This is a genomic window from Burkholderia sp. Ac-20353 (genome assembly GCF_017104785.1).
In the GTDB taxonomy this organism is placed as follows: domain Bacteria; phylum Pseudomonadota; class Gammaproteobacteria; order Burkholderiales; family Burkholderiaceae; genus Burkholderia.
This window is the reverse complement of sequence record NZ_JAAGPL010000031.1, coordinates 47,227-64,979: the sequence shown is the minus strand read 5'-3', so window position 1 is coordinate 64,979 and position 17,753 is coordinate 47,227. Positions and strand designations below refer to the sequence as shown.

The window sequence follows — 17,753 nt, the reverse complement described above, 5'->3', positions numbered from 1 at the left end:
CGCCGGAGACGGCGCTCGACGACGCAGCGACCGGCGCACAGCTGCTCGCTGCGCAGCGCTCGGGGGCGATCGCGCTCGCGGCGCTCGTGCGCGCGTTCGACACGCAGGCGAGTGCGGCGGCGCGGTTGACCGTCGTCACGCGCGGCGGCGCGCCGTTCGCCGGCTCGGCGAACGCGCATCCGGAACACGCGACGCTGTGGGGCCTCGGCCGGGTGCTCGCGAACGAACATCCGGAGCTGGCCTGCCGGCTGATCGACGTCGATCCTCACGCCGACGTGGCGCTCGACGTGCTGGTGCGCGAATGGCCGGGCACCGCGCTCGAGGAGGAAGTCGTGCTGGCCGCGCGTGGCCGGCTGGTGCCGCGCATGCTGACGGCCGCGCATGCGGCGGTGCGCGAAGCCGCGATGCCGCGCAGCCGGCGGTGCTCGCGTTCGACGCGCCCGGTTCGCTGCGCCACCTCGAGTGGTTCGCGCTGCCCGCGCACGCGCTTGCTGCCGACGAGATCGAGATCGAGCCGGCGGCGACCGGCCTGAACTTCCGCGACGTGATGTACGCAATGGGCCTGCTGTCCGACGAGGCCGTCGAGAGCGGCTTCGCGGGCGCGACGATCGGCATGGAGTTGTCCGGCCGGGTCGTGCGCGTCGGCGCGGACGTGACGGGCTTCGCGCCGGGCGACGCGGTGCTCGGCTTCGCGCCCGCATCGTTCGCGACGCGCGTGACGACCCGTGCTGCGGCGATTGCGCACAAGCCCGAGCGGCTGTCGTTCGAGGAAGCCGCGACCACGCCGATCACGTTCTTCACCGCGTACTACGCGCTCGTCGAGCTGGCGCGCCTGCGTCGCGGCGAGCGGGTGCTCGTGCACGGCGGCGCGGGCGGCGTCGGGATCGCGGCGATCCAGCTCGCGCGCCATTTCGGCGCCGAGGTGTTCGCGACGGCCGGCAGCGACGAGAAGCGCGAGTTCGTGCGCCTGCTCGGCGCCGATCATGTGCTCGATTCGCGCAGCCTGGCGTTCGCGGACGAGATCCGCGCGATGACGGGCGGCGCGGGCATCGATATCGTGCTCAATTCGCTCGCAGGCGAGGCGATGGTGCGCAGCATCGACACGTTGCGTCCGTTCGGTCGCTTCCTCGAGCTCGGCAAGCGCGATTTCTACGAGAACAGCCCGATCGGGCTGCGGCCGTTCCGCAACAACATCAGCTATTTCGGCATCGACGCCGACCAGCTGCTGGGCGCGCTGCCGGAGCTGACCGCACGCCTGTTCGGCGAGGTGATGGCGCTGTTCGCGGCCGGCGTGCTGCATCCGCTGCCGTATCGCGCGTTCCCGGCGGAGCGCGCGGAAGATGCGTTCCGCTACATGCAGCAGGCACGCCAGATCGGCAAGGTGCTCGTCACCTATCCGTCCGGCACGCCGGCGCCGAAGCGCGGCGTCGCCGCGCCGCGACCGCTGGCGCTCGATCCGCACGGCGCCTATCTGGTGGTCGGCGGTACGGGCGGGCTCGGGTTCGCCAGCGCGCGCCGGATGGTCGAGCGCGGTGCGCGCCACCTGACGCTCGCGAGCCGGTCCGGCACGCTTGCTGCAACGGCCGTGGGCGAGGCCGCGCGCTGGCGCGACACGCTCGGCGTGACGGTCGACGTGGTCGCATGCGACGTGACGGATGCGGCCGCGGTCGACGCGATGGTCGCGGCCATCGCCGCGCGCGGCACGCCGCTCAAGGGCGTGCTGCATTCGGCGATGTCGATCGACGACGGCCTCGTGCGCAATCTCGACGACGACCGCTTCGCGGCGGTGCTCGCACCGAAGGTGGCCGGCGCGTGGAACCTGCATCGGGCGACGCGCGTGCTGGCGCTCGACTGGTTCGTCGTCTATTCGTCGGCGACGACCTATCTGGGCAACCCGGGCCAGTCGAACTACGTCGCAGCCAACAGCTTCGTCGAGGCGCTCGTCGAGCATCGGCGTGCGGCGGGCCTGCCCGGCACGTACATGGCGTGGGGGCCGCTCGAGGACGTCGGTTTCCTCGCGCGCAACTCGGACACGCGCGAGGCGTTGCAGGCGCGTATCGGCGGCGCATCGATCACGTCCGACGAGGCGATGGCCGCGCTCGAGCGTGCGCTTAGCAAGCGCTCGGTGGGTTCGGCGGGTGAAGCGGTGGTGCGCCTCGACTGGCACGCGATTGCGCGCGGGATGCCCGCCGCGAAGGCACGGCGCTACGCGCTGCTGCAGTCGCACGCGGGCGGCGGCGACACGCGCGACGGTGGCGGGCAGCTTCGCGAGGAAGTGCTCGCGCTGGCGCGCGGCGACGCGGTTGCGCTCGTCGCCGAGACGCTGCAGGGGCAGATCGCCCGCATCCTGCACATGACGCCGGAGCGCATTGCGCTCGACAAGTCGGTCCTCGAGATGGGGATGGATTCGCTGATGGGCATGGAGCTCGGCCTCGCGGTCGAGGAGGCGTTCGACGTGAAGCTGTCGGTGATGGCGATCGCGGAAGGGGCGAGCGTGACGACGCTGGCCGGCCGGATCGTCGATTCGATCGCGACGTCGGTCGAAGGTGGCGGCGAACCGGCGGACGGCGCGGCGGACGGCGCGGCGGACGATGCCGTTGCCGCGCTCGCCGCGAAGCATGCGCTCGACGGCGACGCGCAGGCGCTGCTCGACGTTGCATCGGCAGCTGGCGCGGCGCCGGCTGCGCTGGAGACTGTCAAGTGAGCGTGCCGGCCGGTTGGACCGGCAGCCAGGGCACGCTCGCACGCGAGCTGACGATCGCCGGACACGGGCTGCACACGGGCCGGCGAGTCGGCGTGCGGATCCTGCCGGCTCGTCCCGAGGACGGCGTGACGGGCATCGTGTTCCGTCGTGTCGCAAACGGCCGCACGCTCGCGACGCTCGCGGTCGATCCCGCATTGCGCCGCGCCCAGCCGCTCTGCACGATGCTGCGCAATGCCGAAGGCGTCGGCGTGCGGACCGTCGAGCACCTGCTGGCGTCGCTGCTTGCGTGCGAGATCGATCACGCGATCGTCGAGCTCGATGCGGAGGAGGTGCCGATTCTCGACGGCAGCGCCGCGCCGTGGGTCGACGCGATCCGCACGTGCGGGCGTGTCGCGCTGGCCGCGCCGAAGCGTTTCATCCGCGTGCTGCGGCCTGTCGTCGTCGCGGATGGCGACGGCGGCGAGCGGCGCGAGATGCGGATCGAGCCCGCGCCGCGCTACGAGCTGAGCGTGCGCAACGATCTGCGCGGCTTCGGCGACATGCATTGGGACGGCGCGCTGACGCCTGCCGCGTTCGCGGCCGAGATCGCGCCGTCGCGCTCGTACGGGCGTGTGAAGTGGGCGGTGCCCGCGATCGTCGCCGGCTACCTGCGCGGCGTGCCGATCCTGCGCGGCGCGCGGCCGTCGTGTACCGCATCGATCGTCGGCAGCCGCGTGCTGGGCGGGATGCGGCTTCCCGACGAGTTTGTCCGGCACCGCGTGCTCGATCTCGTCGGCGACCTCGCGCTCGCCGGCGCGCCGTTGCTCGCGCGGGTCAGTGCATGGCGGCCCAGCCACGAGATGAATTTCCGGCTCGTCGATGCGCTGCTGGCCGACACCGGCGCGTGGGAGTGGGCCGAGTTCCCGGCGTAGTGCCGGCAAGCACGGGAGCGCCGCGCATTTGCGGCGTAACATGGCGTTTTTTCGAGTGATAGGCGTACGAAGCGATGGGATTGGGAGAGCATCTTCGGCAGCAACTGGCCGCGAAAGCGCTGAAGCGGCAGCTGGACCGCGTGGCCGACGGCACCGTTGCGGCGCCTGCCGCCGCGCCGCAACAGATGTCCGCGCGCAGCCGGTTCGAGGCGATGCCGCTCTATCAGCAGGTCAGGATCATGCGCGAGATGGGCGAGAAGCTGCGCGTGGACTCGCCGTTCTTTCGCGTGCATGACGGGGTCGCGGGTGCGACCACGCGCATCGCCGGGCGCGAATACGTGAACTTCGCGAACTACAACTATCTCGGCCTTGCCGGCGATCCGGTCGTGTCGGCGCGCGCGAAGGCGGCGATCGACCGCTATGGCACATCCGCGTCGGCGAGCCGGATGGTGGCCGGCGAGCGGCCCGTGCAGCGCGAGCTCGAGCAAGCGCTCGCGTCGTTCTACGAGGCCGACGACTGCGTCGCGTTCGTGAGCGGCCATGCGACCAACGTGACCGTGATCGGCGCGCTGTTCGGGCAGGGCGACCTGATCGTCCACGACGCGCTCGCGCACAACAGCATCGTGCAGGGCGCGCAACTGAGCGGCGCGAAGCGCCTGAGCTTTGCGCACAACGACTGGCAGGCGCTCGACGAGCTGCTGACGCGCGTGCGCCGCGACTACCGGAACGTGCTGATCGCGATCGAAGGCCTGTACAGCATGGACGGCGATTTCCCGGAACTGCAGCGCTTCGTCGACGTGAAGGAACGTCACGGCGCGTTCCTGATGGTCGACGAAGCGCATTCGCTCGGCGTGCTCGGCGCGACCGGCAAGGGCATTCGCGAGCAGGCCGGCGTCGCGTCCGGCGACGTCGACCTGTGGATGGGCACGATGAGCAAGACGCTCGCCGGCTGCGGCGGGTTCATCGCCGGTTGCCAGCCGCTCGTCGACATGCTGCGTCACCTGGCGCCGGGATTCCTGTACAGCGTCGGGCTCGCGCCGACGCTCGCCGAGGCGTCGCGCGCGGCGCTGGAGTGCCTGCTGGCCGAGCCCGAGCGGGTCGCGCAGCTGCAGGCGCGGGGCCGGCAGTTCCTGACCGAAGCGCGTGCGGCCGGGTTGAATACGGGCACGAGCGCGGGTTACGCGGTCGTGCCGGTCATCACCGGCAGTTCGCTGAAGGCGGCCCAGTGGGCGAACGCGCTGTTCGACGAAGGCATCAACGTGCAGCCGATCTTCTATCCGGCCGTCGAGGAAAAGGCCGCGCGCCTGCGCTTCTTCATCTGTTCGACGCACGAGCCCGAACAGATCAGCCGTACGATCGCCGCGCTGTCGCGGCTTGCGCGCTAGGCGGCGCAGTCGTGCGCGCCGTCCACGCGTCTGCGCGTCACGCGGCTCCGCCGCCCGGTGAGCCGTACGGCGAGCCGCGCGTGCGGTTTCGCGCGGCCGGGCCCGACGATGCGGCCGCGTGCGCACCGCTCGTGTTTGCATCCGGCGTTGGCGAGTTCGGTTACTTTCTCGGCGAGTCGGAAGCGCGCTGCATCGCATTCCTGAACGATGCGTTCCGGTCCCGCCACGGCCGCTTCTCGTGGCGTCGTCATCGGGTCGGCGTTGCCGACGACGGTACCGTGCTCGCCGTGATGGCGGTCCAGGACGGCAGCCGGACGATGCTCGACGACGTGCATGTGGTCTGGGCGCTGCTGCGTTTCTTCGGGCTGCGCGGCACGCTCGGCAGGTTGCTGCGCGGCGTCGTGCTCGATACCGAGCTGCCGGCGCCGAAGCGTGCGCAGATCCTGGTCGCGCATTGCGCGACCGGCGACGGGCATCGCGGCCGCGGGATCTTCAGCGCGCTGCTCGACGATGCGCTCCGCATCGGCGTGCTGCCGTCCGACGGAAGTCGTGCCGTCGTGCTCGACGTGCTGGTGAGCAACGTACGTGCGAAGGCGCTGTACGAACGGCTCGGCTTCGTCGCGCTCGCGCGTACGCGCAAGCCGTCGCGCTGGTTGCCGGCCGGGCTCGAATCGATCCGGATGCGGCTCGAGCACCGCAACTGACCTTGCGCGCCGGCCGCGCGCTGTGCTGCGTCCGCTGCGAAAGACCCTAGCTGTGCCGTGCCGGTGCAAACGGCAACTGCTCGATGTCGGGGCCGTGCGCGATGATCGCGGTGCTTTCCGGAATCTCCTCCCACGCGCCGCGCAGGTCGACGAGCGGCTCGGACAGCACCATGAACGCGTCGTCGCCCGCTTCCGCGATGCGCGGGTTGTGCGGATACAGTTCGTGCAGGTGCTTGAACGACGTGCTGTGGAACAGCGAGCGCGACTGCTGCTCGCTCGAGTACCGCACCGCGATGATCCGCTCGCCGTCGGTCACGCATACGGTCATGTTCAGCGGCGTGGCGACGCGATGATGCGCGGCGATATCCTCGATGACGCCGGCCATCCGCTCGAGCGCAGGCAGCGGCGTATGTTCGAGACCGAAGGTCAGCGCAAGGCGGAACATCACTTCGGAATCCGTCGATCCTTCGAGCGTCGGGAACAGGGCGGGATCGATCTTCAGCGTCAGGTCGCGGCGCAGCTTGTGGAAATCGCGGATCAGCCCGTTGTGGGCGAACAGCCAGCGCCCGTGACGGAACGGGTGGCAGTTGGTTTCCTGCACGGGCGTGTCGGTCGCCGCGCGGATGTGCGCGATGAACATCCGCGAACGGATCGCGCGCGCGGCTTCGCGCAGGTTGCGGTCGTTCCACGCGGGTTGCACCGACCGATAGCGGAACGGGAGCTCGTCCGGGTGGCCGTACCAGCCGAGGCCGAAACCGTCGCCGTTGGTGGTCGTCGCGCCGAGTTGCGAATGCAGGCTCTGGTCGATCAGCGAGTGCTTCGCGCGGAACAGGACAGTCTCGAGATGGATCGGGTTGCCCGTATAGGCGAGCCAGCGGCACATGGGACGCTCCTTCGCAATGGAACCTTCGCGCATGGTAGCCGACTTCGGCGGGGCAGCGTGCGGGCAAGGCGGGGGACGCGCGCGTCGGTTTGGACTGATGAAAGCGAGGCTGGTGGGCGGGAAGCACGGGGCTTGGAAGCCGGAAGCCCGGAAGCCGGCGCCACGAAAGATCCGCGGCGCCGGGCGGCGACGGTCGCGTCCGCTCAGTCGCCCATCGCGTCCATTACGCGCGCCGAATAGACGAGCGCCGCGCCCGCGTTCAGCGCGATGGCCACGCCGAGCGCTTCCGCCACTTCCTCCTTGGTCGCGCCGTGCTTTGCCGCCTCGGCCGTGTGTACGGCGATACAGCCGTCGCAGCGCGTCGTGACCGCCACCGCGAGCGCGATCAGCTCGCGCGTCTTTGCGTCCAGATGGCCGGTCTTGGCGCCGGCGCCAGACAGTGCCTTGTAGCCGGCCAGCGTGTCAGGCGACAACTTCGCCACCTCGCCGATGCGCGTCGAGAGTTCCTTGCGATATTCGTTCCAGTTCAGCATGGCTCGTCCTTTTCAGGGTTGGGTGACGGCGGCGGGTGCCGCGGTCTTGGTTGATGCACGCTTATTCTGAACGTCCACGCTGATGGTTTCGATACACTGAAGCGTCAATTTTTAGCGCGATCGTCTCATGGATGCATTGAGTCAACTGCTGCTGCTGGGCCGTAGCCACGTCGAGCTGGACGTGCGCTGCCTGCTCGACGGCCCGTTCGCGATCGCTCACGGCGCGCTGCCGCACGGCGAGGCGCCGTTTCACCTGCTGCTGGCCGGCCAGTGCCGACTGCGTACCGCGAGCGGGCGGACGCTGCATCTTTCGGAGGGCGATTTCGTGCTGCTGCCGATGGGTGACGCGCACGATACCGTCGATGCCGCGGCCGCGGTGGGCGCGTCGTCGGCGCGGGTGCGCGAGTGGCCCGCGACGGGCGGCGCGGTGCTGCCGATCAAGAGCAATATCGATGCGCCCGACCGCGCGAGCGTCGATCTGCTCTGCGGCCGCTATGTGTACGAGCGCGGCCCCGGCGAACTGCTGATGCGTGCGCTGCCGGGCGTGCTGCATGTCGGGCTGCGCGAGTCGTCGGGGCTCGCGCAGCTGCAGATGCTGACCGACGTGCTGCGCGCGGAGGCCTCGAGCGGGCAGCCGGCCGCCGGCGCGATCGTGAACGCGCTCGGGCAGGCACTGCTCGCGTATGCGTTGCGCGCGTATGGGCAACACGCGCAGGTGCCGCCCGGCTGGCTCGCGCTGGCCGCCGACGCGCGGCTCGGGCCGTCGGTCCAGGCGGTGCTGATGGCACCTGCGCAGCCGTGGACGGTCGCGTCGCTCGGCGACGTGGCGGCGATGTCGCGCGCGACCTATGCGCGGCATTTCCGCGAGAAGGCGGGGATGAGCGTCGGGGCGTTCGTCACGCAGATCCGGATGATGCGCGCATGTGCGCTGCTGAAGGACACGCATCGCGGACAGGCCGAGATCGGACAGGCGGTCGGCTACCAGTCCGAAGCGGCGTTCGGCAAGGCGTTTCGTGACGTGTTCGGCACGACGCCCGGCCGATGGCGGCGCGCGCAACGCGGGCAGTGAGCGGGGCCTTGCAACACGGCGGGCGCGCCCGCCGCGTCCAAGCGTTACACGTTCGCGCGTGCGTATCCCGGCAGGTCCTTGCGGCGGCCGTTGAAGAGGCCGAGGGCGATCGTGATGGCCGTCAGCAGCGTCGTCGCGAGCACCTCGGCGCGATGCTCGGGCAGCGTCAGCATCACGCCGAGCGCACCCAGGATGAACAGGATCACGGCCCAGGTCAGCCACGGATACAGCCACATCCGGAATTCGAGCGCGACGCCGTTCTTCTGCATCCGGCGGCGCAGCAGCAGTTGCGAGACCGCAATCACGAGGTAGACGAGCAGCGCGACCGCGCCTGACGACGCGAGCAGGAACGTGAACAATTTCTCCGGCGCGAAGTAGTTGACGACGATCGTCACGAAGCCGACGGCGGTGCTTGCCAGCACCGCGGCACGCGGCACCTGGCCGGCCTCGGTCGTCCGGCGCAGCAGTGCCGGCGCGTCACCGCGGCGGGCGAGCGAGAACACCATCCGCGACGACGTGTAGATCGCGGAATTCAGGCAGCTCGCGACCGCGACCAGCACGACGAAGTCGACGATCAGCTTTGCATACGGAATGTCGAGCAATTCGAGCGTGCGCCGGTACGAGCCTACCTTGACGAGCATCGGATCGTTCCACGGCACGACCGAGATTACGAGGAAGATCGACACGATGTAGAAGAGGCCGATCCGCCAGATCACCGAATTGGTCGCGCGCGTGATCTGGCGCGCCGGGTTCTTCGACTCGGCGGCGGCGATCGTCACGATCTCGGTGCCCATGAAGCTGAACATCGTCGTCAGCAGCGCGCCGAGCACCGATCCATAGCCGTTTGGCATGAAGCCGCCGTGCGCCGCCATCAGGGTGCTCACGCCGCTGACATGCCGGCCGGGCAGTGCGCCCGTCATCGCGATTGCGCCGACGACGATGAACGCGATGATCGCGAGTACCTTCAGGAGCGCGAACCAGAATTCGAACTCGCCGTAGCGCGCGACGCTGAACAGGTTCGTGGCGGTCAGCAGCGCCGTCACGGCGAGCGCGAAGCCCCAGGTCGGCACCGCAGGCATCCATGCATGCAGGATCGCGGCGGCGGCGATCGCCTCGAGCGGGATCGCGAGCACCCAGAACCACCAGTAGAGCCAGCCGATCGTGAAGCCGGCCCACTTGCCGATTGCGCGGTCCGCGTAAGTGGAAAACGAGCCGGTGTCCGGCGACGCGACGGCCATTTCGCCGAGCATGCGCATCACGAGCACGACGAGCGTGCCGGCGAGCAGATAGGCGACCAGCGCGGCGGGGCCGGCGGCCGCGATCGCGTGGCCGGAACCGACGAACAGGCCGGCGCCGATCACGCCGGCGATCGACAGCATCGTGACGTGACGTTGCTTGAGGCCCGGCGCGAGCGTGGTCTTGCCGTGGCTGTCGTCAAACCTGCGCTGAAGCATGGATGTTGTCTCCGGATATGTTGTTCGGGCGAGCTGTCTGAGCAGCATTGCGTTCGACAATGCCACGCCGCACGACACGACAAATTTGATTTTTCGAAACATTGGATGAGCGCGGACTCACCTAAGCGTGCCGCCGAGCGTGGCGACAGCCGCTTCACGCGGGGCTGCGCGGCTGCGCCGCGACCTGCCCGCGGGCGGCGCCCGCATGAGGCCGGCAGCGCGGCATACGTTGCCGCGCGAAGCTTCGTGGCAGAATCACGGCCGGCAAAACCGCACGTCCGGGCTTCGGGTTCGCGCCGTCGTCCGACGCATCGCGCAGGCACACGAAGCCTGCCGATCCGCTCGCGCCCGACGTCGTGCAAGCAGGCTATCAATCATGAAGAAGGTCAACCTCGCGCAAGTCACCGATTTCGATCTCAGGCTGCTGCGCCTGTTCAAGACGGTCGCGGAGCACGGCAGCTTCGTCGCCGCGGAAAGCGCGCTCGGCATCACGCGATCCGCGATCAGCCTTCACATGAGCGATCTCGAGAAACGTCTCGGCATGCGGCTGTGCCGGCGCGGCCGCGGAGGGTTCTCGCTGACGGATGGCGGTCGCGAAGTGCTGCGGGCCAGCGAATCGGTGCTCGCGGCGATCGAGAATTTCCGGCGGGAAATCAACCAGTTTCACCAGCACCTGCGCGGCGACCTGAACATCGGGATCATGAACAGCCTCGTGACGCAGCCGAAGATGTGGATCACGTCCGCGCTGCGGATGCTCAGGAAGAAGAGCGACGGCGTGAAGGTCAACATCAGCATGTCGACGCCAGGCGAGATCGAGCGCGGGCTGCTCGACGGCCAGTTGCACGTCGGCGTGCTGCCGCTGATCACGACGTTGTCGGGTCTTGCGTACACGTCGCTGTACGACGAGCGTTCGCTGCTGTATTGCTGCAACGGGCATCCGCTGTTCGCGCGGCACGATCGCGCGTCGGCGGACGAGATCCGGAACTGGGCGGCCGTCGCGCCGAACTACCGGCAAGCGACGAAAGCGATCGATTTGCACAAGCAGCTCGCGTGTGCAGCGACGGCGTCCGATCGCGAAGGCATCGCATTCCTGATCATGACCGGCGAATACATCGGATTCCTGCCGGATCACTTCGCCGCGGAATGGGTCGGCAAGGGCATGTTGCGGGCGATCCGCCCGGACCTGTTCCATCACGACGTGACGCTCGCACTCGCGACGCGCAAGGGCCAGCACCAGAACCTGATCGTCGATCACTTCCTCGACTGCGTCGGCGCGGCCAGCCGCGAGTAGCGCGGCCGGCTGCTGTCAAAGCTGCTAACATGCGCGAAACGGATTCCTGACAACAATTCCGGACAACAAGAAAGAGGGCAAAACAATGAACCAGACAAGCATCCAGCAACCGTCGTTTGCGTTCGTCGCCGCATCGTGGGCCGCACTGCTCGCCGGTTTCGCGGCGTTTCTGATCGGGCTCTGGAACGCGGGCATGCAGCTGAACGAGAAGGGCTACTACTTCACCGTGCTGGTGTTCGGCCTGTATGCGGCGATATCGCTGCAAAAGAGCGTGCGCGATCGCGCCGAAGGCATTCCGGTGACGGGCATCTACTACGGGCTCAGCTGGATCGCGTTGTTGCTCTCGATCGCGCTGCTGATCGTCGGCCTGTTCAACGCGACGCTGCAGCTCAGCGAGAAGGGCTTTTACGCGATGTCGTTCGTGCTCGCGCTGTTCGGCGCGGTCACCGTGCAGAAGAACACGCGCGACCTGCAGAACGCGAAGCCGCGGTTCGCCGACATCGATCCCGCACAACCGCCGCAGGAGTGATGCAGCGGCAGTTGCTGCACGTGGAAACTCCTGACTCGGGGTACGGCCACGTGCTGCACGACGTCAGCGCACGGTGATGGATGGCCGAGTCGCGCGTCGTACGATCACGCGGATTCGAATTCGGTTCGGCCGGGCAAATACGTATGCTCGAACGCTTCGCGCAGCTCGGCTGTCATGAAATCCACCCATGCACGCGTCTTGGCATCCAGATACTGACGCGACGCGTACATGAGAAACAGGTGGATATCAATCGAGCGAAAGTCCGGCAGGACGCGCACGAGTGCCCCTGAGCGAAGGTCGTTCGCCGCGACGAAGTTCGGTAGCAAGCCGATTCCCGCACCCTCGCGGACCGCAATGGCGAGCGATGCGGCGACATCTGCCGTTAGCGCGGGATTGAGCTCGACGGTTTCCGTCACTGCGCCATGTGTCAGCGTCCATGTGCGCTCGTGATAAGCAGGTGCCGTGAGTTGAACGCAGCGATGGCGCACAAGATCACGTGGTGACTCCGGTGCGCCGTGGCACTGGACGTAGTCGACCGATGCGCACAATACGCTCTCGATTCGTCCGATGTCGACTGCGATCTGGTCGGAAGGCGGGAGGGCCGGCATTGCGACCAACGCGACATCGAAACTGTCACGGACAATATTTGGCAGATGCGGTGCGAGTGTCAGGTCGACGCTGACTTCCGGATATCGCGCCTGGAAGCGAACGTTGAGCGGAATGACGAAGTGGTTCGCGATGCTGGTGCTGCAGTGCACGCGCAAGCGGCCGTGCGGATGCGAGCGAGCGCCGCGCGCTTCACGTATGCTCACATCGACTGCTCCGATGATGTCGCGGGCGCGCGCGAGATAGCGTGCGCCGGCTTCGGTCAGCCCCATGCAGCGCGTCGTTCGGTTCAGCAGCCTGACGCCCAGGTGACCTTCGAGCGCGGAAACCATGCGGCTCACCTGCGCGGTCGTGACGTTGAGCCGCTTCGCCGTCTCGGTGAATGACCCCGCGTCGGCGAGCGTTACGAAAACCTGCATCCCTTGAATCAGATCCATCGGCGTTGCGGGAAGTCCCGCAGGGGCATGAACATGCCCATACGCTATCTGACGACGCGTCGTCTTGCGCGCGCGCTTCGGCGACTTGTCGTCGCGAAATGGACAATGCGATACCTGCTTGTTGCGAAGACTACCGCTATCTCTGCCGCAAGTACTCGCTCGGCGGCATCCCCAACACCTTTCGGAACATCGCGGTAAATGCACTCGGGCTGTCGTAGCCGTGCTCGAGCGCGAGCTCGAGGATCGACACACCGGCCGCGAGCCGCGGCAGACTCAGCAGCAATCGCGCGTGCCGCCACCACGCGCCGGGCGTCATCCCGGTCTCGCGCCTGAAGGTGCGCGCGAGCGTGCGCGCGTTCATGTGTGCCGCGCGCGCCCATGACTCGAGCGTGACCGGTTCTGAAGGATCTCGAATCAACTTTGCACACAGCGCCGCCAACTCGGGGTGTCGGGGCATCGGCACGTGAAGCGCGAGTGACGGCGCGATTTCGATTTCGTCGAGAATCAGCGCAAGTACGCGCCCCGTGCGATGGCTGAGGTCGTAATCGACGGGCAGGCCGTCGGCGACCAGGATCAGTTCGCGCAATAGCGCGCTTACGTCGATGACGCGGCAATCGCACGGCAGGCTCGGACGAACCTCGTGCGCAACGAATAGCGAGCGCATCCGCACATCGCCGGCCGTCTCGATTCCATGCCGTGTGCCGGCAGGCACCCAGACCGCGCGGCCGGGCGGCACAACCCAGTTGCCATCGTCGGCTCGCACGATCATCACCCCGTCGATTGCCAGCATCAGTTGTGCTTGCGCGTGCGTGTGTGCGGCGAACTCGTCTCCGGCGGCCAGGTCGGTGGCAAGCACGCCAATCTGGTGTGCCCTGTCGGAAGCGTCCAGTACCTCGAAAAAATCGTTCACTTGTCCATTTCTCGACGATGAATGCGCATCGCGCGCGAGATTGACCGATGCGCTTGACCATAACATGGCACGACCGATTCGTTCCATCACGTCCAATGCTCGCCGCTCCGACTTTTCCTTTCGCCATTCGGCGTTGTTTCGCTCTGCGCGCTCACGCGGTTGCGCTGGCTGCTGTCGCGACCCTCGCGGCGTGTTCCATTGCCGAACCGTATCGTCCGCCGGTTGCCGATGCGATCCATGCCGCACCGTTTGACGCAGCGGCGTCGGCGCCTGGCGTGACATTCGCAGCGCCACCGGACCACTGGTGGCGCCTCTACGACGATGCTGCGCTCGACGCACTGATTCGCGAGGCGCTTGTGCAAAATCGCGACCTTGCTGTCGCCGTGGCACGCGTGGAGCGCGCCCGCGCCGTCGTCAACCAGGCGGAAGCCGCGCGTCTGCCGTCAACGCAAGCGTCATTCGGCGTCGATTACGGCAAGCACCCCAACGACCAGATCGTTGCCGCCGCACGCAACAGCGGAAGTGCTGCGGCGCGCTTCGGTTGGGCGCCTGGCTTCGCGCTGTCGTGGGAAATCGATTTCTGGGGGCGTGTGCGCAACCTCGTGGATGCCGCGCACGCGGACGCCGACGCTCGACAGGCCGCCGCAGATGCGATGCGCGTGACCGTTGCCGCCGAGACTGCGAGCGCCTATGCGCGTGCCTGCGCTTACGCCGAACGTGTCGACGTCGTGCAGCGCTCACTCGGCATCGCCGAGCGCATTGCCGCGCTGACGGAGCGCCAGCAGACGCTCGGCCTCGTATCGTCGATGGAACTCGCGCGTGCTCGCGCCTTTGCCGACGACACCCGTGCCAGCCTGCCCGCGCTCAGTGGGGAACACCGCGCCGCCCTCTACGAGCTGGCGGTGCTCGTCGGCCGTCCGCCTGCCGACGTTCCGGCCGCCGCGAAGGCGTGCCGCAAACCGCCTGCGCTCGCCCGGCCATTTCCGGTCGGCGACGGTGCAGCGTTGATGCGGCGGCGGCCCGATCTGCGAGAGGCCGAACGCAAGCTGGCGGCGGCGCACGCCCGGGTGGGTGTTGCAGAGGCTGCGCTTTATCCATCCATCACGCTCGGGGGGGCGGTGAACTGGCTCTCCACGACGGGGAACCCGGCGACGCTCGGTGACCGGTACGCAGTCGCGTGGGGCTTGGGGCCGCTTATCAGCTGGAACTTTCCGAATCTCGCCGCAGGCCGCGCTCAGTTGGGTGCAGCGCGTGCGGACGACAAGGGCGCGCGCGCCGAGTTCGACGCGCAGGTGTTGCGTGCGCTGCAGGAGACCGAGCAGGCACTCGCGCGATACGACGCAGCGTGGCGTGAGCGCGACGCACTCGAGACGGCGCGCGCCGAGCATGCGCGTGCGTTCAGGCTCGCCGAGCGAGCGTTCCGGGCGGGTACGATCGATTCATTAGGCGTCCTCGATGCGGAGCGCAGCCTCGTCGCCGTCGATGCCGCGCTCGCCCGGTCCGCACAACAGGTTGCGCTGGACCAGATCACCGTGTTCAAGGCGCTCGGCGGCGGCTGGCAGCCGTGAGCGCGAACTTTTTTTCACCATTCAAACGAATACTGCTCGCATGAGTACGACTGTTGACACCGAAGTTCAAGCCGCACGCGCGAGCCGCGCGAAGCGGCCGTGGATCATCGCAGGCGCGTCACTGGCGGCGATCGTGCTGATCGCGTGGGGGGCGCACTGGTGGCGCGTCGCACGCTTCATCGAATCGACCGATGACGCATATGTGCGTGCCGACATCGTCACCGTGAGCCCGCGCGTTTCAGGTTACGTGACGGACGTGGCGGTCGGCGACAATCAGGCGGTGCGCCGCGGCGATGTGCTCGTTACGCTCGATGACCGTGACTACCGTGCAAGAGCGGGTGCTGCGCAGGCAGCGGTGCTCGAGGCGCAAGCGGCGTTGCAGGAGGCGCAGGCGGCATCGCAGACGCTCGATGCACAGCTCACGCAACAGGCCAGTACGATTGCGCAGGCACAGGCCGACGTGGACGCTGCGCGCGCCGAAGCCGTGCGACGCGACGCAGACGCGAACCGTTACCGTGCACTCCTTGCGGATCAAGCGGCGAGCGGCCAGCGCTGGGAGGCAGCGCACGCGGACGCGCTGAAAGCCCGCGCAACGCTCGCACATGCGCTGGCTGCGGCGCAGGCGCAGCGCGAACAGAGTGACGTGCTGCGCAGGCACCGCGCGCAGAATAGTGCCGCGATCGACGCGGCGCACGCGCGCGTCGACGCGGCACAGGCGAAACTTCAGCTTGCCGCGCTGGACGTCGAGCACACGCGTATCGTCGCGACGCGCGACGGGACGGTCGGCCAGCGCAGCGTGCGCGCGGGGCAATACGTGGAGGCGGGCGCTCCGCTGCTTGCAGTGGTGCCGATGCATGAGGCCTACGTGATCGCGAATTTCAAGGAAACGCAACTCGCGTCGATGCGCGCGGGAGAGCCGGTCGAACTCGACGTCGACACCTTTTCGGGGCATGCGCTGCGCGGCCGCGTGAGTGGCATCGCGCCGGGCTCGGGCGCGGAGTTCGCGCTGCTGCCGCCGGACAACGCAACCGGCAACTTTACAAAGATCGTGCAACGTGTGCCCGTCAAGATCGTGCTCGATGCGTTGCCGCGCGATGTGGTGCTGCGGCCTGGCATGTCGGTGATTGCGCGCGTCGATACACGCGAGGTGCCACGATGAGCGCGGTTGCAGAGCAGATCGACGAGAAGATGGACGAGGACCGCGTCTCGCTGCGTTCGTGGGTCGCCGTGCTCGGAGGCGTGTTTGGCTGCTTCATGGCGGGCATGAACGTGCACGTGACAAACGCGTCATTGCCGGACATACGTGGCTCGCTCGGTGCGAGCTTCGAGGAAGGCTCGTGGATCACGACGGCGTATCTCGTTGCCGAGATTGTCGTCATTCCGCTCACGGGCTGGCTCGTACAGGTTTTCTCCGCGCGGCGCGTGCTGCTTGTCGGCACATCGGGCTTTCTGGCGTTCTCACTGGCGTGCTCGCTCGCGCCGACGATCGGCACGATGATCGTCGCCCGCACGTTGCAGGGCGCGTTCGGTGGCGTGCTGATTCCGCTGTCGTTTCAGCTCATTGCCACCGAACTGCCGAAGTCACGCCATCCGCTCGGCATGGCACTGTTCGCCGTCGCGAACAACGTTGCCCAGGCGGCCGGGCCGTCGCTCGGGGGCTGGCTCACGGATACGTATTCGTGGCGCTGGATCTTCTACCTGCAGATTCCGCCCGCGATTGCGCTCATTGCTGCGATTGCGTGGGCAATCAGGCCGGTCGCCGTCGATATCGGCAAACTGCGCAACGCAGACTGGCCAGGCATCCTGACGATGGCGGTGGGCCTCAGTGCGCTGCAGATTGTCCTCGAGGAAGGCGAGCGTAAGGACTGGTTCGCGTCCGGCGGTATCGTGCTTCTGACTTGCATCGCGGCGGTGGGGCTCGTCGCGTTCGTCGCCATCGAGGTGCGTCGTGCACAGCCATTCATCAATCTGCGCCTGCTTGCAGGATACAACTTCGGGATTGCGAGCCTCATGCAGTTCCTGTTTGGCGCGGTCGCGTTCGGCGTCGTGTTCCTGGTGCCGAACTATCTGGCCGAAGCACAGGGATACAACGCGCGCGACATCGGCATGACGATGATTCCCTATGGCCTCGTCCAGTTCGCGATGTCGTTCCTGACGCCACCGCTGATGCGGCGTACGAGTCCGCGCGTCGTGATTGCGGTGGGCTTCCTGCTGGTCGCGGCCGGTTGCCTGATGAACATTCACCTCGACGCCGATTCGGCCGCGAACGTGATTGTGCCGTCGCTCATCGTGCGCGGCGTGGGGCAGTCGTTTGTCGTCATCGCGCTGTCGGTGATGGCCGTGAACGGAGTCGACAAGACGCAGCTCGGTTCTGCGTCGGGCGTGTTCAACATGGTTCGCAATGTAGGCGGGGCGATCGGCATCGCGGTCGTGAGCCAGATTGTCGTCGAACGTCAGAAGCTGCACATGGCGCGCATCGGTGAAGCGGTGACGCCCTATGCGCAAGCGTTCCAGGAGCGCATGACGCTGCTCGCGCGCGTGATCGCACGCGCGCATCTTCCGCGTGCCGACGTGCTGCCCGTCGGTCGCTTCGACGGTGCACGCGAAACTGCACTTGCGCTGATCAATCAGCGCGTGGTGCGCGAAGCGCTGCTGATGGCTTACAGCGATACGTTTCTGATCGCTGGCGTTGTGATGCTCGCGTGCATGGCGGGCGCATTTGCGTTGCGAGGCATCAAGCGGTGAGGGCGGTATGCGTTTCCAGCGGAT

Annotated in this window: 14 protein-coding genes and 1 pseudogene; 10 read left to right on the top strand and 5 right to left on the bottom strand. The window is 67.7% G+C overall.

Features of this window, described 5'->3' with window-relative positions:
• From G3N94_RS12895 to G3N94_RS12880, 4 genes and pseudogenes are all read left to right on the top strand, one after another.
• Positions 1-2,704 (top strand): annotated as a pseudogene (locus G3N94_RS12895) (SDR family NAD(P)-dependent oxidoreductase); the annotation flags it as partial.
• Positions 2,701-3,615 carry a UDP-3-O-acyl N-acetylglycosamine deacetylase gene (locus G3N94_RS12890; RefSeq protein ID WP_205792766.1) on the top strand — a complete coding sequence of 305 codons (915 nt, stop codon included), beginning with the start codon at positions 2,701-2,703 and terminating at the stop codon, positions 3,613-3,615. The pseudogene G3N94_RS12895 and the gene G3N94_RS12890, both read left to right, overlap by 4 nt.
• A 74-nt stretch (positions 3,616-3,689) precedes the next feature.
• Positions 3,690-5,000, top strand: a complete 1,311-nt coding sequence (locus tag G3N94_RS12885; protein ID WP_205792765.1) for an aminotransferase class I/II-fold pyridoxal phosphate-dependent enzyme — start codon at positions 3,690-3,692, stop codon at positions 4,998-5,000.
• Positions 5,001-5,080: 80 nt separating this feature from the next.
• Positions 5,081-5,704 (top strand): GNAT family N-acetyltransferase, encoded by a 624-nt coding sequence (locus G3N94_RS12880; RefSeq protein WP_346778690.1) that lies wholly within the window; start codon positions 5,081-5,083, stop codon positions 5,702-5,704.
• A gap of 46 nt (positions 5,705-5,750) precedes the next feature.
• On the opposite strand, the gene G3N94_RS12875 is transcribed toward G3N94_RS12880, so the two are convergent.
• Together G3N94_RS12875 and G3N94_RS12870 are read right to left on the bottom strand one after the other, a co-directional pair.
• Positions 5,751-6,587, bottom strand: a complete 837-nt coding sequence (locus tag G3N94_RS12875) for a class II glutamine amidotransferase (protein ID WP_205792763.1) — start codon at positions 6,585-6,587, stop codon at positions 5,751-5,753.
• Positions 6,588-6,790: 203 nt separating this feature from the next.
• A complete protein-coding gene (locus G3N94_RS12870) occupies positions 6,791-7,120 on the bottom strand; it encodes a carboxymuconolactone decarboxylase family protein (RefSeq protein ID WP_124601169.1) in 330 nt (109 codons plus the stop codon).
• Positions 7,121-7,247: 127 nt separating this feature from the next.
• On the opposite strand from G3N94_RS12870, the gene G3N94_RS12865 reads away from it, so the two are divergent.
• Positions 7,248-8,189: an AraC family transcriptional regulator gene (locus G3N94_RS12865; RefSeq protein WP_205792762.1), complete on the top strand. Its 942-nt coding sequence runs from the start codon at positions 7,248-7,250 to the stop codon at positions 8,187-8,189.
• A 44-nt stretch (positions 8,190-8,233) separates the two neighbouring features.
• Here G3N94_RS12865 and gabP read toward each other — a convergent pair whose 3' ends face one another.
• Positions 8,234-9,643 carry a GABA permease gene (gene gabP / locus G3N94_RS12860; RefSeq protein WP_205792761.1) on the bottom strand — a complete coding sequence of 470 codons (1,410 nt, stop codon included), beginning with the start codon at positions 9,641-9,643 and terminating at the stop codon, positions 8,234-8,236.
• Between the two features lie 376 nt (positions 9,644-10,019).
• On the opposite strand from gabP, the gene G3N94_RS12855 reads away from it, so the two are divergent.
• Positions 10,020-10,934: a LysR family transcriptional regulator gene (locus G3N94_RS12855; protein WP_205792760.1), complete on the top strand. Its 915-nt coding sequence runs from the start codon at positions 10,020-10,022 to the stop codon at positions 10,932-10,934.
• Between the two features lie 85 nt (positions 10,935-11,019).
• The gene (gene yiaA, locus G3N94_RS12850) at positions 11,020-11,463 is read left to right on the top strand and encodes an inner membrane protein YiaA (RefSeq protein WP_205792759.1); all 444 of its coding nucleotides are present in this window, start codon (positions 11,020-11,022) and stop codon (positions 11,461-11,463) included.
• Between the two features lie 104 nt (positions 11,464-11,567).
• Here yiaA and G3N94_RS12845 read toward each other — a convergent pair whose 3' ends face one another.
• Both G3N94_RS12845 and G3N94_RS12840 read right to left on the bottom strand, forming a co-directional pair.
• On the bottom strand, positions 11,568-12,506 hold the full coding sequence (locus G3N94_RS12845) for a LysR family transcriptional regulator (RefSeq protein WP_205792758.1): 939 nt from the start codon (positions 12,504-12,506) through the stop codon (positions 11,568-11,570).
• Between the two features lie 136 nt (positions 12,507-12,642).
• Positions 12,643-13,416 carry a helix-turn-helix transcriptional regulator gene (locus G3N94_RS12840; protein ID WP_346778689.1) on the bottom strand — a complete coding sequence of 258 codons (774 nt, stop codon included), beginning with the start codon at positions 13,414-13,416 and terminating at the stop codon, positions 12,643-12,645.
• A gap of 95 nt (positions 13,417-13,511) precedes the next feature.
• Between G3N94_RS12840 and G3N94_RS12835 the strand changes: the two genes are divergently transcribed.
• The 3 genes from G3N94_RS12835 to G3N94_RS12825 are packed head-to-tail and all read left to right on the top strand — an operon-like array spanning position 13,512 to position 17,729.
• Positions 13,512-14,984, top strand: a complete 1,473-nt coding sequence (locus tag G3N94_RS12835; RefSeq protein WP_205792756.1) for a TolC family protein — start codon at positions 13,512-13,514, stop codon at positions 14,982-14,984.
• A 40-nt stretch (positions 14,985-15,024) separates the two neighbouring features.
• Entirely contained in the window at positions 15,025-16,143 is a 1,119-nt protein-coding gene (locus G3N94_RS12830) for an HlyD family secretion protein (RefSeq protein WP_205792755.1), read from the top strand.
• Positions 16,140-17,729 carry an MDR family MFS transporter gene (locus tag G3N94_RS12825; RefSeq protein WP_241021795.1) on the top strand — a complete coding sequence of 530 codons (1,590 nt, stop codon included), beginning with the start codon at positions 16,140-16,142 and terminating at the stop codon, positions 17,727-17,729. The genes G3N94_RS12830 and G3N94_RS12825 overlap by 4 nt, the downstream gene beginning before the upstream one ends.
• Positions 17,730-17,753: the final 24 nt, after the last annotated feature.

Bases quoted from the DNA above. Each gene is read 5' to 3' on its own strand.
- G3N94_RS12855 (WP_205792760.1), top strand. From the start codon at position 10,020: ATGAAGAAGGTCAACCTCGCGCAAGTCACCGATTTCGATCTCAGGCTG.
- G3N94_RS12875 (WP_205792763.1), bottom strand. From the start codon at position 6,587: ATGTGCCGCTGGCTCGCCTATACGGGCAACCCGATCCATCTCGAGACT.
- G3N94_RS12870 (WP_124601169.1), bottom strand. From the start codon at position 7,120: ATGCTGAACTGGAACGAATATCGCAAGGAACTCTCGACGCGCATCGGC.
- G3N94_RS12825 (WP_241021795.1), top strand. From the start codon at position 16,140: ATGAGCGCGGTTGCAGAGCAGATCGACGAGAAGATGGACGAGGACCGC.
- G3N94_RS12830 (WP_205792755.1), top strand. From the start codon at position 15,025: ATGAGTACGACTGTTGACACCGAAGTTCAAGCCGCACGCGCGAGCCGC.
- G3N94_RS12885 (WP_205792765.1), top strand. From the start codon at position 3,690: ATGGGATTGGGAGAGCATCTTCGGCAGCAACTGGCCGCGAAAGCGCTG.
- yiaA (WP_205792759.1), top strand. From the start codon at position 11,020: ATGAACCAGACAAGCATCCAGCAACCGTCGTTTGCGTTCGTCGCCGCA.
- G3N94_RS12835 (WP_205792756.1), top strand. From the start codon at position 13,512: ATGCTCGCCGCTCCGACTTTTCCTTTCGCCATTCGGCGTTGTTTCGCT.
- G3N94_RS12865 (WP_205792762.1), top strand. From the start codon at position 7,248: ATGGATGCATTGAGTCAACTGCTGCTGCTGGGCCGTAGCCACGTCGAG.
- G3N94_RS12845 (WP_205792758.1), bottom strand. From the start codon at position 12,506: ATGGATCTGATTCAAGGGATGCAGGTTTTCGTAACGCTCGCCGACGCG.
- gabP (WP_205792761.1), bottom strand. From the start codon at position 9,643: ATGCTTCAGCGCAGGTTTGACGACAGCCACGGCAAGACCACGCTCGCG.